Below are 17,062 nucleotides of genomic sequence, written 5' to 3'. Positions count from 1 at the left end.
CCAACTATGATTGATTATTATTTAATTTCAGCAGTATTTATTGGCATTGCCATTTTATTATTTTTAATTCTTAGACTTAAAATTCAAGCGTTTGTTGCGTTATTAATTGCAAGTATTGCAGTTGGAGTTATTTCAGGAATGAAACCTGCTGATATTATTGTAACCATGAAAGACGGTATGGGAAATACCTTAGGTTTTGTAGCTGTCGTCGTTGGTTTGGGTGCAATGTTTGGTGCTATTTTAGAACATTCGGGCGGCGCAAAAGCATTGGCTTCTTATTTGCTAAAACAGTTTGGAGAAAAAAATGCTTCTTGGTCTATGGTGATTACAGGATTTTTTATTGCGATTCCCGTATTTTTTGATGTAGCATTTATCATTTTAGTACCACTACTCTATTCGCTACAGCGAAAAACAAAAAAATCATTATTACTCTATGCAATTCCATTATTAGCTGGTTTGGCAATTACGCATGCGTTTATTCCACCAACACCAGGACCTGTCGCTGTTGCAGATATTTTAAAAGCAGATTTAGGCTGGGTTATTTTATTTGGTTTTTTAGTTGGACTTCCAACGGCAATTGTGTGTGGACCACTTTTTGGAAAATATATCGCAAATAAAATCTTTGTAGAAGCGCCAAAATCCGAAATTGAAGAAGATGATCATTCTGATGTTATAAAAAATTATCCATCCGTAGGAATGATTCTTTCCATTATTGGAATTCCTATTGTATTGATTGTGAGTAATACGGTTTTAAATAGTAAACTATTTGAACCAGAAACCATTCCTGTAGATGTCAAGAATTGGCTTGGCATGATTGGGCATCCATTTACAGCTTTAATTTTAGCAAATTTAGTCGCTTGGTATTTGTTAGGTATTCGTAGAGGTTTCACCAAAGAAAAATTATTGGACATTACTACAAAATCTATGGGACCCGCTGGAATCATTATTTTATTGACAGGTGCTGGAGGCGTTTTTAAGCAAGTTTTAGTCAATACTGGAACTGGGGAAATGCTAGCCAACTATTTTGCAGATAAAGGTGTTAGCATCTTATTATTTTCGTTTATAGCTGCTGCTTTAGTTCGTTTACTTCAAGGTTCGGCAACTGTAGCAATGATTACTGCTGCAGGAATTACGGCTCCTTTGTTAGCTATTGATATTTCAGCTATTGATAAAGCATTGTTAGTTATTTCTATTGCCGCAGGTGCGTCTATTGCTTCTCATGTAAACGATAGTGGCTTTTGGTTGGTGAGTAAATATTTAGGCTTGACCGAAAAAGAAACTTTTAAAAGTTGGACAATGATGACTACACTACTTGCACTTACAGGATTTACTGTTGCCGCCATTTTTTCGTTGATTTTTTAAGTTCTCGATTGCCTTCGAAATGACAAATTTGTTATTTTAGACACATTTACATACAACGTTATTGATTTTCAATACTTTTCACGACACCGCCAATTGGAGCTATTTGCACTGTTTTGTTGTCTTTTTTTAGATAGAAAAGATAACTACTATTCACACCTACAATTCTTACATTTATTTTTTCACCATCAATAAAAGTAACGTGATCCGTGTATTTTATTTCATCATTTTCAATTTTATCAGCCAATTTAAAACCTTGCCCAATTCCAGTTCCTATAAAGAAACCAAATAACGAAACGGATAGTAAAAATAGAAACGTTTTTAATAGCGAAGATTCAACTTGTGCATTTGTTGCATTCTCATCTAGTTTAAAGCTTTTTTGAAACCAATTCTTTGCTCTTTTTTTTACTAAAAATCTAGGTAATTGAAACACTAAAAATAGCACAACAAAGAAAACAATTAGGGTTGTAATACTGGAGGTTAGTTTGGCAATAGGACTCATTAATACATCCAAAATACCTGAATAACTTAGGATATTGACACCTATTTGTTTGTAATAAAATGTTTCACTTAAAATTCCAATCGCGATTAAATAAATATAACCTACAGATAGAATTTCTTGAAAGGATTTTAGCTTGTTCATTTTGACAACAGTTGTAGTGACTAAATATACAGATTTATACGTTAATCGTACTATTTCTTTAATTTATACAACATTCGTAAGCTTCGCACCCAAAAACTCCAATTACTTTTCTTTTTTGTATTTGTCAGTTTATTTTCAAGTTTATCAAAAGCATCTTCTAGTAAAGCATCATGTAAGGAACGAATAGCAAAAACCCAATATAATGTAGCTTTTCCTGTAGTTTTCATATCAATAACATGTGTAATTTGTGTTTGCTGGTCGGAAATTTCTTTGAGTTCTAACTTATGGATTCCATCAAATCCTTTTGGGCTGGAAAATAGAAATTGTATAATTTCATCTGGTTGATATGTTTCAATCGTATAACGCACAGCTCCATGCCCGCCTTTTGAACCAACTTTCATACCTTCTCTAAATTTCATCGCTGGCCAGTTCTCTTTAGGCCAAACCTCATCGTGTTTCGTTCCTAATGTTTGTAAGGCTTCTGTCATTCGTTCTTTGGAAGCTTGTATAATTCGTGTATGAATATTTAATACGTTCATTTGTTAGTATTTTTAAAAGCATTTTTCACCATACGCTTTACCACAATTCTATGAAAAGGCTTGACAAGGTTCATATATATTTTTCCTTTTGTATTATTGTATTCTACTAAAGTAATCACTTTTATATTGTGATTAACTTCATTACTATTTACCACAACCGCTCTAAAATTAAGATGCGAATCATTAGCTCCCAGAATTATTTCATTATTAGTAATAGAAAATATTTTAAAAAAAAAGAGATATCCACCAACTCGAAACTCCTCATTATAGTCTGCAGGAACTCCTGTTTTTAATCCAATAAATTTTACAATTTTATTTCTTAAGATAAACAATTTTTCAATCCATTTTGGTGGATTATTAAAGATAAGATTTGTTGTTTTCTCTAATGTATCTTCATGATTTGTTGTCGAAAATGTATCCGAAAAATCAATTTGATTTAACAGTTTTGTTTGTAAATAATTTTCTGGTGTTACTTCTTCTTTTACTTTTTTCATGGTCAACTTTTATTCTACACATATAAATTAGTACAAATGTACTAAATAATTTCAATTAGGACAAGTGTACTATATTTTTTAGTTTTGTCAATATGAGTCGAACGAAAGAGAAAATATTGAAACAGTCGTTAATATTATTTAACGATCAAGGATTGGATCATGTTTCGTTACGATCTATTTCTAATGCACTTAACATGAGCGTTGGAAATCTTCAATATCATTTTAAGAAACGTGAAGATATTATTCATGAGTTATACTTTCAGTTAGTTTCGACAATAGATATCGCCATTGAAAATAGTGGTAACACACAGTCTAAATTGGAAGAGTTTTTTGAAACAACAGCTGCAATTGTGAATTGTTTTTATGAATATCGATTTATTTTTCAAGATTTCACTTCCGTGATGAATCAACATGAAGCGATTCGAACGCATTATCAAGAATTAATGAAGAATAGGAAATTACAATTTTCAGCTTTTATTGGTTCACTAATTAAACGTAATTTAATGCGTAAAGAACTACTTCCAAACGAGTATGACCACTTATTTGTTAGGTTTCAAATTTTAAGTGATTTCTGGATGTCTTCTTCTTTAATTGAATTAGAAAAAGTTGCTCAAAAAGAAGTTTCCATGTATACAGAAATGATTCATCAAACAATTTTTCCGTATTTAACAGAAACTGGTAAAGAGGCATATTTGATGATTCAAAAGTCTATTTAGACTATAAATACTTATACTGTCAAAAATATATCAATTTTACTTTTTGTACTTTATAAATTGTATGAAATCATTATTCTTTACAGAAAGAATGTACGGTGTTTTTCCAATAGTGATTGTTTGTAAATCTTTTACATCTCCAGACGTGTAAAATCCACTTTGCATCACAGGTATTGCTTGAAACATTCCTTTTCCATTTCCTTTTAAGAGCGCTCCGTGACTTCCATCATTTCGTGGCGTTTCTACTTCCGAATTATATAAGTTTCCAGCGATTAGCAGATCTAAATTTCCATCTTTATCATAATCATTCACTAAGATTTGATTGATACTTGATACTTGCGCCTCCATGGGTAATTGATGAATTTTGAAACCATCTTTTGTATTTTCCAGATAGATACTTGCAAACGATTTTACTTGATAATGTAATGCATTTTCTAAGTTTTTCTTTCCATAAACATCAATGAGTGTTGCCGTAGAAAATTCATCATAGTTTTTAAATTTCTGCTTGATTCCAGGTACTTGTTGAGATGAACATTGACGACCGCGCAACGGATATTGTTCACCATCTTCATAGTAACTTAATACAATGTCTTCCTTTGAGTTTTTATCAAAATCTTCCACATAAATATCAAACGTTTCATCTTCTGTAGCTTTGTATTTATAGTTAAGTCCGTTGTTTCCGATAACATAATCTAGATCGCCATCATTGTCAAAATCACCTTGATTGATGCTCCACCACCAACCTGTAGTTTCAGTAAGTCCAAATTTTTCCGAAACATTTTCATAAACACCTTTATTATTTTGCAATATGGTAATTGGCATCCATTCTCCTACAATTATAATATCATCCCAAGAATCATTATTAAAATCTGTAATAATAGCGCTTGTTGCCATTCCTAAATTGTGAAGACTCGATGCGAAGTTTTCGGTATTGTCTTCAAATTTTACCACTCCATTCATTGATATGTTTTCCAATAGATAACTTGATGTCGGAAACGGATATTTTCCAGGTGTTTGCCTTCCTAAAACCAATACATCTTGTTTTCCATCTTTGTTATAATCTAATTCATAAATACGTGAACCACTGATTTTATTTTCAGGAATTGCCATTTCTGTTTTTTGAAACATTCCAGTTCCATCATTTAGATATAATCGATCTTTTAAGAAGTTGGAGTTTTCAGAGAATTCATATCCACCACTCACAACATATATATCTTGATCACCATCATTGTCAGGATCAAAGAATAACGCACCCGTATCTTCTGAAATTTTATCGGCATCAAAGGCTGTTGTTTTTTGCACTTGAAAACCATCTTTCGTTTGTATATAAATGGTTGCAGGCATTCCAAACGAACCACCTACGAAGATATCATCTAGCCCATCGTTGTTAACGTCTGCTGTTGCAGTTGCTGGTCCAAGTGTGGACATTTTGTGTGGTAATAATATTTGTTTTGCAAAATCGTCATGATCGTTTTCTATATGCTTTATTTGTGAAGAAAGTGCTTTGTTTGTTTCAAATATTTTTGCTGATTTTTTTGTGCTTTTTTGTATTTCAACTACAGCTTGATTATAATTGAATACAAGCGTTTGATTTACTTTAACAGTATTTTGCTTGAAGATTTTTCCATCATTCCAAATGACTTTGAGACTATCAATTTGTGAAGCTTTTTTCAATCCGAAATGTAATTCTGGCTCTACAGATGATTGAAAACCTCTGGTAAGTGTAAGTTCTTGTACTTGTTGTTTTCCATCTGCATATAAAATTACGCGCGAACCCAACCCATTTTTATTTGTGGTATTTCCGTTGAATAGAACTTTCAAATAGTTGTTTGTATTGGAAGCATTGTTCTGAAAAACAACTGCTTCTTCATCTATATTATTTATAATGATCTCTAAATCGCCATCGTTATCTAAATCAGCGTAAACTGCTCCATTTGAAAATCCTTTGTGTTCAATTCCCCAATCTTGATTTACTTTTTTAAATTCTAATCCTCCAAGATTTTGATACATAAAATTGTCAATTTTTTCACTTGGGATTTGCTTGCTTTTTTCTAAAAGAGATAAGTCTTCGTATGCTGCTTTCCCTATATTTTTAAAGAAGTCTTTATTATTGATTTCTTTGCGCGTTCCGTTACTTACAAACAAGTCTTTGTGTGAATCGTTGTCAAAATCGGCAAATAGTGGAGCCCAACTCCAATCGGTAGATGATGTTCCTGTTAAGCGAGAGATATTAGAGAATTTTGGCACACCGTTTTCCATATATCCAGAATTCAATTGCATACAATTGTGCATGTATTGATAGTGAAAACCATATAAAACTGTTTCATAGAACAATCGTGGATTCATGCTTGCCATATTTGCTTTTTGACGTCGATTGTTATCAGCATCCATATCTGCTTGAAAAATGTCTAAAAAACCATCATTATTAATATCTGCAATGTCAACGCCCATTCCATAAAACGCAGTTTGATTTGTTGCTTCTTTGATGACTTCTTTGAAAGTTCCGTCTTGGTTGTTGATGTACATGAAATCCGGTATGCTGTAATCATTTGACACATATATATCTAACCAACCATCGTTGTTAATATCTGCAGCAGCAATTCCGATAGAGAAACTGTAATTTTTCACACCAGCTTCTTCCGTTACATTTGTAAATGTATCTCCATCATTTCTGTATAATTTGTCTGATTCTGACATTTTTGCATTGTCCATACGATTCTTGTAAATCATATTTGGAGTGGACGGATGTCCAATTGGATAATTCGCCAAATACATGTCTAAGTCACCATCATTATCAAAGTCAAAAAAGGTAGCTTGTATTGAGTTTCCTTCGTCTGCTATTCCATATTTTTCGGCAGCTTCCGTAAATGTATTGTCTTTATTATTTATAAAGAGTTGATTTTTTTTGTTTCCGCTTTTCCCAGCAACTGAGCAATAGATATCTAAATAACCATCATTGTTAATATCTACCATTGTAGTTCCTGTATACCAGCGATCATCACCAAAGATGTTGCTTTGGTCTGTAATATCTTTAAATTCTAAATTTCCTTTATTAAGGTATAATTTGTTGTGCACTTGGTTTCCTGTGAAGAAAATATCTGGCAAACCATCATTATTAATATCTCCTACAGAAACACCGCCACCCATATAAATTGAGGTGTATTTAAAGTAGTTTAATGAATCTGTTTCAACTAGTGCATTGTTGAACGTGATATTTGTTTTTTGAGTGTCTAGTTTTGTAAAAAGCTTCTCATTTACGACAACTTCGTCGTTTTTAGGAGCACAACTGTAGATGAGAAGAAAAACAATAAGAAGGCTGCTTAGTCTTTTCATTAGTGAAGTAGATTTGTTTGTTTTACTAGTTAGTGTTGTTTTAATATAGTTTTTTAGTAACTTTTTAAAATGGATTTATACTAAAAAATAACAAAGCAGTATGGTATAACACACTGCTTTGTTAAAGCAATTCAAATATTTTATTTTAAATAAAAATTGACGTTATCGTATTCTATTTTTTAGTACCCAGGATTTTGATCAGCTATTGTTAATTCTGAATTTTTGTCAATTTCTGTAATAGGAATAGGGAATAAATCATTTTTAGCTGCATATCCTGTTCCTGCTAATTCTGTTGCTGCTCTTCCCCAACGAACTAAATCCCAGAAACGTTGTCCTTCATGAGCAAGCTCTAAGAATTTTTCATTTACGATAGCATCAAATAAATCGTTTCCTCCAAGAGAACCATTTACATCAGCTAATCCAGCTCTGTTTCTTACTTTGTTTAATTCTGTACGTGCATTTCCATCTTGTCCAGCTTTGTTATATGCTTCTGCAGCTAGTAATAATACTTCTGAATAACGGAATAATCTAAAGCTTGTACTGTAATTTAATTCACGAACTCCATCGGAACTTGTTTCTTCTGATCTTGAAGCATATTTTACTCTAATTGCTCCTTCGTAATCCCAGATAACTCCTCCAGTTGCACTTGTTGGATCAACACTACCTCCTAATGCTACTAATTCAGCTTCTGTTAGTAATGTTGCTGCTTTTCTGTTTGTATCTCCGGCTGCATCAAATGCATTTGCAAGTTTTGCTGTTGGTAAGTTGAATCCCCATCCGTTTAATAAACCAGCTGCAGATACATCAAAAATTCCATCACCTCTAGGTCCCATTAATTGGATATGTAAGTTACTTTCGTTTCTTCCTCCCCAAGCAATATTTCCCCAGTCTCTTCCAGACGTAGAAACAAAACCTAACTCTACTAAAGATTCTTGTCCAAATTCACTTGCAGCTGTCCAAACATCAGCAGGTGTAGCTTCTAAATCGTGAGATGGATTTCCAATTACTGATTGGAAAAATGGTAATGATTCTGAGTATCTTTCTTGGAATACTAATACTTTCCCCATTAAAGCTTCTGCAGCTCCTTTTGAGAATCTGAATTCGTCAGCTACTGCTGATTTTTCAGGTAAGCTTGCTATTGCATCTGTTAAATCTGCTTCAACTTGTACATAAATTTCTGCTCTTGTTGATTTTCCAAGTCCGAAATCAGCTGCTCCTTGTGGCAACGTTAAACGTAATGGAACATCACCAAACATGGTTGTTAATTCAAAGTAGCACCAAGCTCTAATAAATTTAGCTTCAGCTGTTGCTCTGTCTTTATTACTTAGTGTGCTTTCTTTTAAGCTTTCAATTACTAAATTAGAAAGTGCAATTGTGCTATAAAAGTTATTCCATACACTTTCTATTGATCCGTTAGCAGTTGAAATATTTGCATAATCGTCAATATCTTGCAATTGTGGTTGGTCACTTGAGTTACCTCCTGCTGCATTTGCATCATCTCCTGGAAGTAGTTTTACCAGAAAGGCGCTGTGCCAATCTCTACTGTAATTCAAGTGGAATAAATCATAAATACCTATTACGGCTGCTTCTACATTTTCTTCCTCTTGGAAGAATGTTTCTAGGTCTTCTACATTTTCAGGAGCATTTGTAGTAAAGTCATCACTACACGCAATAATTCCTAAAAATAAAACTAAGGCGGTTAAAAGAATGTTTTTTTTCATTTTTCAAAAAAAGTTTTTTTGGTTAAAAGTCTAGAGCTAACCCAAAGATCATTCTAGCGGCTGTTGGATAATAACCTCTATCTACTCCGATATCGTTAAATCCAAAGTTTCCAATTTCAGGATCTAATCCTCTGTATTTAGTAAATGTTAAGTAGTCATCTAAAGATACGTATAATCTTAGATTATTTAAATGTAATTTTTCAGATATCCTTTGTGGTAATGTATACCCTAATTGAATCTGCTTAATTCTCATATATGAACCATCTTCTACCATTAAGTCAGTATCATACGAATCTGTAATCGTTGCTGACGATGGGAAAGTTGCATTATCACCAGGGTTTTGCCATCTATCATTAAAGAAATGTACTGGCTTGTTAGTGATAGGTCTAGAAGGTTGGTGATACGAAGTAAAGATTTCGTTCCCAAGACTTCCTTGGTATTGAATATTTAAATCAAATGCTTTGTATTGGAAGTTAAAGTTTCCTCCAAATAATACATCTGGATGTGGTGAACCGATGAATGTTTTATCTGCATTTGTAACGTTTCCATCACCATCAGTATCTACTCTTACAAGTTCTCCTGTTGCTGGGTCTACTCCATTTGTTTGGTATCCAAAGAAATACCAAGCTGGTAAACCTTCAGTAAATCTTGTAATTCCATCATCATTCTGTGGTGCTCCCGCTCCTCTTAACGATGTTCCTTCTGGTAAGAATAATATTTCTGTTACTTCATTATCTAATGTAGATAAGTTTGCGTTAATTTCATATTTGAACTCGTTATCTCTATTAGCGTATCCTACTTCAAATTCAAAACCTTTATTTACAATTGTTCCTGCATTAAATTCATTTGATGTAAATCCTGCAGAACCTGGGGTAATTAAGCTACCATCAGATACAATTAAGTCTTCTGTAGTTTTCTTATAATAATCAACTGAGAAACGTAATTTATTTTTCAATGCTCTAAAGTCAATACCAAAGTTTGTTTGAGTAGATGTTTCCCAAACTAAGTTAGAGTTTGCAAATCCTGTAATTTGTGCTCCTCCAACTCCTAAATAGTCTATTGGAAGTCCATTAATATTTCTTGTGATGCTAATGACATCAGAGTTTCCAGATAAATTAGATTTGTTACCATTTTGTCCCCAACTTCCTCTTACTTTAAAGTAGTTTACAAATGAATCAGGATTCCAGAAATCTTCTTTTGATAATATCCAACCTCCAGAAAATGCTGAGAATGTACCTGCTTTATTTGCTGTAGGGAATTTATCCGAACGATCTCGTCTTATAGATGCTTCAAATAAGTACTTTCCATCATAGTCATATGAGAGTCTACCATACATAGATACTAAGTTATCTCTAAATGTATTGATGTTTGCTGTTCTATCTTCTACTGTAAACCCTGGTAAGTCTAAATCAAAAGCTGTAAAATCAGGAATTCCTATAGAACCACTTCTTGATAAAATTGTTGGTATTTCAGTTTCTTCAGCAGAATATCCAGCTAATGCAGTAAAGTTATGCTTATCAAATGATCTTGTGTATGATGCAAAGTTTTCCCATAACCACTTTTTTGAACGAATTCTTGATTCAGACATTGTGTAGGTTGTATTTTGTGCTTCTGAAGCTACAAAGTATGGTAAGATTGTATTTCTGTTATCAAAATCTCTGTATTCATATCCAAATCTAGTTGTAAAGCTTAATCCATCTAAGATTTTGAATTTACCATAGATAGTTGATAAGAATTGATTATTTTGGTTTAAAGTTCTGTTTACATTAGAATATGCAACTGGATTTAATGTTTCTCCAGTTGAATACGTTGGATACCCATATACATTTCCATTTCTATCTGTTAGCAATGGTACATCTGGGAAACCGTTATCAGAAGCTCTATCAATTACTTCTTGCGGCACTTGACCTGGAGCATAAGTAACTGGTGTTAATGGATCTAACACTAATGCATTTTGTATTACACCTCTTGTATCATTGTTTTCCTGTACACCTTCTTTATCTATAAATGAAGCGTTGGCGCTTACACCTGCTTCAAACCAATTTGTAATTTCGCTTTTTAAGTTTAAACGAATTGATGTTCTTTTAAAAGAAGAATTCTCCTTAGCAACAATACCATCTTGATCAGTATGCGACGCTGAAAAATAATATGAAATGTCTGCTACTTCTCCTGATAAACTTACATCATAACGTTGCATGAAAGCTGAATCAAATACTTCATCTATCCAATTAGTATCAACTCCATTATTTACTACAGAAGTTACACCAGCTTCATTCATATAAGTTACAAACTGGGCTGCATTCATTAATTGAATATCACTTTGAAGTGTTTGGAATCCTACTTGCGTATTGAAGTTTACTTTGATTTTTTTCCCTTTACCACTTTTTGTTGTGATAATGATAACACCATTTGCGCCTTCTGTACCATAGATAGCTGCCGAAGCTGCATCTTTTAATACTTCTAGGTTTTCAATGTCCGATGGAGGAATGTTATCAATTGTTGAAACTTTCATTCCATCAACAATAAATAATGGTTCAGAAGTTCCACTTGATCCTGTACCTCTAATTCTAATTCGAGCACCTGAACCTGGCGAACCTGATGATGATGAAATAGTAACACCCGAAGTACGTCCTTGTAAGGCTTGTTCAACTCTTTGATTGGATACACTTTTGATGTCTTCACTGTTTACACTTGATATGGCACCAGTTACTAAACTTTTCTTTTTGGCTCCGTATCCTACAACGACTACTTCATCAAGAGCTGCTGCATCTTCTTCTAAAGTAATGTTTACTGTAGCTTTCCCAGCTACGGGTACTTCTTTGGTTACGTAACCTACATAACTTACAACTAATATGGCATCAGATGCTACGTTTTTAAGTGTGTAGTTACCGTCAAAGTCAGTAGAGGTACCATTATCGGTTCCTTTTACAACAACTGTTGCACCAAGTAGTGGTACATCAGCACTTGTTACTTTTCCCTTGATTGTTTGGGCTTGTAAAAAGCTTCCATAGAGAAAGGCTATTAAAAAGAAAAACTTTTTTAGCGGTATAATCTTCATAGAAAAATTGGTTTAATGTTAGTTTGTTTTAATGATTAATTTTTAAAAAATGAAAACTATGAGGAAAATTATCAGTGCAATAATTGCAGCAATGAGAATTAACTCATTTAGCACTCTCCATTTAAATTTTTTAATTCGCATTTCACAAATGTTAAAAAAATATTAATTAATTAATGTGAATTATAAAGCATATGATGCAACTTTTGATGCGTTTTTCGACAATTACAACGTTGTAGTTGCATATGTTTTATGATATATGCTACATTTATAACATTCTAAACAAAGAAGTCCATTTATTTTAATCATCCTTAATTTTCAAGCAGTTAGCGTGTACATTTCTTGTATTATTGTAGCATTTCACACAAAAAGGCAGCCATGACACATTTGTTGCATTGTATTTTCACTCCATAATTACAGCACATACAGACTTTCTAAATATTTTGTTAAAAAAAGGAACCATGAAATATACTATTTTAACATTAACAAAAATTGTAAATCTCCTATATTCTAATTAAATGTTAAAAAAAGTCAGCTTTAATTTTATTAAGGTTTTACCGTAAATAATTCCTGTCAGTATTTCTTACTTTTAGTTAATTAACTTTTAAAATTTTATATCATGAAAAAAAAGAATCTTAAATCGTTATCAATTAACAAGAAATCAGTTTCTAATTTGAATACAGAAGCAACAAAAGGTGGAGGAACTACTACAAGTTATGCTCCAAGAAACTGTTGGGGAACTTTACAAGAGTATTGCACCATAGCTGCAAACTGCACACAAGGTTGGGTTTGTGATATGGGAACACATCCAGCATAAAAATTTTAGTAGTATTAATATGAAAAGGATTCTCATACGAGAATCCTTTTTTTATGCAGTTCTTTGTTATATTATTTAATACCTTCCAGATATAATCTTTTTCAGAAACTTAAGAATAGCTTGCTTTAAATTTACAATATTCAGATTTTTAACGAACAAACCATAGTACTCTATGGAAAAGAACTACCTAAAGCTGATAATGCTTTATTTCTGATTTATGTTACTTACTGCTTTCTATTTCTTTTGGCAAGACACCAAAGTGACTTTTAAAGCATTTTGTAAAGTATGATGGTGATGAGAAACCTACTTTGTAACATACTTCGCTTATGTTATTGTTACCCGTTTCTATGATTTGCTTGGCACGCAATAATCGAATATTACGAATAAATTCATTTGCCGTTTGGTTTGTTAAGGCTTTTATTTTTCGATAGAATTGACTTCTACTTAAGTTTAATTGTGAAGCCAACGATTCCACGTTTAAGTTAGGATCACCAATACTTTCATTAATGTAACCCAATACTTTTTCAATAAATTCTTTGTCAATAGAAGTCGTGGTTTTATTATCTGCATCACTGATAACACTAAAGTATTTATTGAATATTAATTGTCTACTTGTAATTAACTGTGACAAGCGTAATTTTAATAAACCGACATCAAAAGGTTTTACCATATAAGCGTCTGCTCCGTTTTCAATACCTTCCATTCGGTTTTCTATACGTGTTTTAGCCGTTAGCATTAGTAATGGAATATGACTCGTTTTGATATCACTTTTTATGTTTTTACAAAACATGAAACCATCCATTTCGGGCATAATAACATCTGTCATGATAATATCTGGCAAAAATTCTTTTGCCAATTGTAATCCTTCTTTTCCGTTTTTAGCAAGCAGTATTTTGTATTGTGTTTTTAGTTCATTTTTCAGATAATTTCGTAATTCTGTATTGTCTTCTACAATTAATAATGTATGTGATGCTACATTTACATTTTCCTCATCTTCTTCTGGAATATTTTCAGTACTTGGAGCAGGAATTACAAAGGTTTCTTCTTTTTGAACTTGATCTTCTACTTTTTCTGATAGTCGTTCGTCTTCACTAAAATATTCTCCACTTGCAGGCAATACAATTGTAAAAGTTGTTCCTGTACCAACTTCACTTGTTACTTTTATTTTCCCTTTGTGAAGTTTCACGAAATTTTGCACTACTTCTAAGCCAATTCCTGTGCCGCCATAATAGGTTTTGTTTAAGTTATCAACCTGATAGAAACGTTTGAATATTTTATCTACTTGATCTTGTTTTAAACCTGGACCTGTATCTGAAATTGAAATTTCAATTGCTTTTATTTTTTCTTTGTCATTAGCCAATGGTAAATCAACTAAGTCTTCTTTTGCAGATAAATCAACTGTGATAGCGCCACCTTCTGGCGTTACTTTAAATGCGTTTGATAAGATATTGAAAACTATTTTTTCCAACATACGCTCATCAGCAAAGACTTCAATATCCTGAATGTCTGTATCAACACTAAGATGAATGTTTTTTATGAATGCTTCTTCTTTAAAGTGACTTGTTACGCTTTTCGTAAACGATACAAGATTGAGTTCTCGTACTTTGATTCGAACTTTATCTAATTCAAGCTTTCTAAAATCCAATAATTCATTAATTAAACGATATAATCTATTCGTGTTTTTATGAATGGTATTGTGTTTTTCTTTAATTCTTTCAGGAATGATAGAACTATCATTTTTAATAATATCTTCCAACGGACCAATAATCAAGGAAAGTGGCGTCCTGAATTCGTGTGATATGTTTGTGAAAAATTGTAATTTCTTTTCATTCAATTCTTTTTCTAACAAACGATTGTTACGTTCGTTGGCTACTAATTGCTTGTCTTTTATTCGCGTCTGCGTTATTTTATTCAACAGATATACACCTAATAAAACTAACAAAGCATATGATAACAATGCCCAAGTAGTTTTCCACCAAGGTGGCAAAATTGTAATATTTAATAACAGTGGAGATTCATTCCAAACACCATCATTGTTTGCCGCTTTTAGTTTAAATGTATACGTTCCCGGATCTAAGTTGGTATACGTTGCACTTCGTTTTTTACCAACATAATTCCAAGAAGTTTCATATCCTTCTAAGTAATATGCATATTCATTTTTTTCTGGTCGTGTGTAGTTTATACTTGAATATTCAATTGTAAAAACCGACTGTTTGCTATTAAGTGTTAAGCTATCTGTTTTAGATATTACTTTTTCTAAGGGCGATTTTTCTTCGTTAGGAATTACGTTTTCATTGAATAATTTAAATTCTGTCAGATATAATGAAGGTACATTTTTGTTGATTTTTATGTCTAACGGATTGAAATAATCTACACCTTGAAAGTTTCCAAAATATAACAATCCATCTTTGTCTCTAAATGCAGAATTGATGTTGTAATCATTAGACAATAAACCGTCATTACTTGTATAATTTGTAAACGTGTTGTCTTTTACATTTAACTTTGTTATTCCTGAGTTTCCTGCTATCCAAATGTTTCCATCTACACTTTGCGTAATTCCGTTTACATTTTCTTCAACCAATCCGTTTAGTTTATTATACCAAACAAACGTTTCGGTTGCAGGATCATATTTACACATTCCAGCACCACGTGTTCCTACCCAAATAGAACGATCAGCACTTTCAAAGATGGGTAATATATTGTCTGAACTATTGTGGTTTTTGAAGTTTTCAGGCATTTTATCTCGCATCGAAATCACTGAAAACTCACCATCATCTAACTTTTCTACTTTAAATAAACCTATTTCAGTTCCTAACCAAATATGATCATTACGATCTATAATAACTTTTCGCACTTCAATATCTACTAATCTATTGGTAATAAAAGGTTCAAAATTGTAATGTGTAAATGTATTTGTATTTGGATCAAACGAATGCAATCCACTATTGTATGATCCTATCCAAATAATACCTTCAGAATCTTCTGCAAGCGTTAATATAGTATTAGAACTTAAATTTTCATTTGTGTTTTTCCGTGTAAAATTGACAAACTTCTTTGTTCCTTTTTTCAAATAAAACAATCCTTTATCCCAACTTCCAGCCCACAAATTTTGATTTGAATCAACTAGTAAGCTTTCAATATAATCACTAGTAAGACCTTTATATGTTTGATCATTTTTTGTATTGATGTGAGTTATGTTATGATTTTTCTTGTCAAAAACATCAATTCCTCCACCATCCATACCAATCCATAAATTATTATCATCATCTTCCTCTATGGCAGCAACAGAAACATATTGCAATGAATTTGGGTTTTCCGGTAAGCTTCTGATTTCATTAAACTTATCATACAAATTATCATATACAGAAACACCTTTATTATAATAACCAACCCAAATACGTTCATCTGTATCTAAGTACAAAGACCAAATAGAATTGGAAAGAATACTACTTGTATTGCTTTTATTGGCTTCGTAAAGATTTAAAATTTTACCAGTTTTGTCAATGTGATACAATCCATCATTTTCCGTTCCGCATAATAATGTTCCGTTTTTTAATTCGGCTAAGGATAGAAATTGATTTTCTGAAAATGAAAACGTGTCAATTTTGTGAATTGGTTCATTATTGGAAGATATAACGGTACGCACTCTAATTAGTCCATCAGTTTCGGTACCTAACCAAATCGTATTCTCTTTATCAATTAATAATGATTCCGTTGGATTGTTTATGTGAAAATCACCTGATGTATTCTGAAATACTGCCGGACGTAGTGTATTTGTTTTGTAATCATACGATTTAATTCCTCTATCTGTTGCCACGTATACATTTCCATCAACATCTATATCAATTGCACTTCCATTTAACGAAATAGATTCCAACGATTCGTTACTCAGCACACGTTCTACGGTAAAATCGTTCAAATTCATTTTGAACAATCCTAAATCGAGCGTACCTAGAAAAAGATTCCCATGCTGATCTTCTTTCATACTACTAATCGTAATATTTTCACTTTCTTCAATATTGAAAGCTTCGCTAGGTATTCGCTGAAATCGATCATTTTCGCGATCGTATAAATTGAGTCCATTTTCAGTTCCGAACCACAATCTATTTTTACTATCTAAGTATGAACTTTGCACCAAACTACTACTCAACGAAGTAGGATCATCAATAATGTATTTATATGATTCATAGCTAATTCCGTCGTAACGATATAATCCTGCACCATTTGTTCCTAACCAAATAAACCCTAAATCATCTTGGATAATTGTGTAAATTCCAACTTTAGAAATCCCTTCTTTTATACTCACAAAGTCATATTTCTGCGTCGTTTCTTGTGACCAAGAATTGAAACAAACTAAGTACATTAGCAAACTAAAAAAACAGAACCTC

At 32.4% G+C, this 17,062-nt stretch carries 10 protein-coding genes; 3 read left to right on the top strand and 7 right to left on the bottom strand.

Features of this window, described 5'->3' with window-relative positions:
* Nucleotides 1-6 precede the first annotated feature (6 nt).
* Nucleotides 7-1,362, top strand: coding sequence for a gluconate:H+ symporter (locus tag Q0828_RS14975; RefSeq protein ID WP_298422672.1), 1,356 nt, complete (start codon nt 7-9; stop codon nt 1,360-1,362).
* Between the two features lie 58 nt (nt 1,363-1,420).
* Here the strand turns inward: Q0828_RS14975 and Q0828_RS14970 are convergent, their stop codons facing one another.
* From Q0828_RS14970 to Q0828_RS14960, 3 genes are read right to left on the bottom strand one after another with little or no spacing between them, the layout of a single operon-like run.
* On the bottom strand, nt 1,421-2,002 hold the full coding sequence (locus tag Q0828_RS14970) for a hypothetical protein (protein WP_298422669.1): 582 nt from the start codon (nt 2,000-2,002) through the stop codon (nt 1,421-1,423).
* A gap of 50 nt (nt 2,003-2,052) precedes the next feature.
* The gene (locus tag Q0828_RS14965; RefSeq protein ID WP_298422666.1) at nt 2,053-2,541 is read right to left on the bottom strand and encodes a hypothetical protein; all 489 of its coding nucleotides are present in this window, start codon (nt 2,539-2,541) and stop codon (nt 2,053-2,055) included.
* Entirely contained in the window at nt 2,538-3,035 is a 498-nt protein-coding gene (locus tag Q0828_RS14960) for a DUF2867 domain-containing protein (RefSeq protein ID WP_298422663.1), read from the bottom strand. Before Q0828_RS14960 ends, Q0828_RS14965 begins: the two co-directional genes overlap by 4 nt.
* Nucleotides 3,036-3,127: 92 nt before the next feature.
* On the opposite strand from Q0828_RS14960, the gene Q0828_RS14955 reads away from it, so the two are divergent.
* Complete coding sequence (locus Q0828_RS14955; RefSeq protein ID WP_298422660.1) at nt 3,128-3,751, top strand: TetR/AcrR family transcriptional regulator; 624 nt, start codon at nt 3,128-3,130, stop codon at nt 3,749-3,751.
* A 36-nt stretch (nt 3,752-3,787) separates the two neighbouring features.
* Here Q0828_RS14955 and Q0828_RS14950 read toward each other — a convergent pair whose 3' ends face one another.
* From Q0828_RS14950 to Q0828_RS14940, 3 genes are all read right to left on the bottom strand, one after another.
* Nucleotides 3,788-7,081: a VCBS repeat-containing protein gene (locus Q0828_RS14950; protein ID WP_298422658.1), complete on the bottom strand. Its 3,294-nt coding sequence runs from the start codon at nt 7,079-7,081 to the stop codon at nt 3,788-3,790.
* Between the two features lie 179 nt (nt 7,082-7,260).
* A complete protein-coding gene (locus Q0828_RS14945; RefSeq protein ID WP_298422655.1) occupies nt 7,261-8,802 on the bottom strand; it encodes a RagB/SusD family nutrient uptake outer membrane protein in 1,542 nt (513 codons plus the stop codon).
* Between the two features lie 22 nt (nt 8,803-8,824).
* A complete protein-coding gene (locus tag Q0828_RS14940) occupies nt 8,825-11,860 on the bottom strand; it encodes a TonB-dependent receptor (RefSeq protein ID WP_298422652.1) in 3,036 nt (1,011 codons plus the stop codon).
* Nucleotides 11,861-12,476: 616 nt separating this feature from the next.
* On the opposite strand from Q0828_RS14940, the gene Q0828_RS14935 reads away from it, so the two are divergent.
* Nucleotides 12,477-12,674, top strand: coding sequence for a hypothetical protein (locus Q0828_RS14935; protein WP_298422649.1), 198 nt, complete (start codon nt 12,477-12,479; stop codon nt 12,672-12,674).
* A 220-nt stretch (nt 12,675-12,894) separates the two neighbouring features.
* On the opposite strand, the gene Q0828_RS14930 is transcribed toward Q0828_RS14935, so the two are convergent.
* Nucleotides 12,895-16,980 (bottom strand): two-component regulator propeller domain-containing protein, encoded by a 4,086-nt coding sequence (locus Q0828_RS14930; RefSeq protein WP_298422646.1) that lies wholly within the window; start codon nt 16,978-16,980, stop codon nt 12,895-12,897.
* Nucleotides 16,981-17,062 lie beyond the last annotated feature (82 nt).

Source organism: uncultured Kordia sp. (genome assembly GCF_947496985.1).
Lineage (GTDB): Bacteria > Bacteroidota > Bacteroidia > Flavobacteriales > Flavobacteriaceae > Kordia.
Note: the sequence above shows the minus strand (reverse complement) of the source record. Positions and strands in the feature narration are given on the sequence as shown.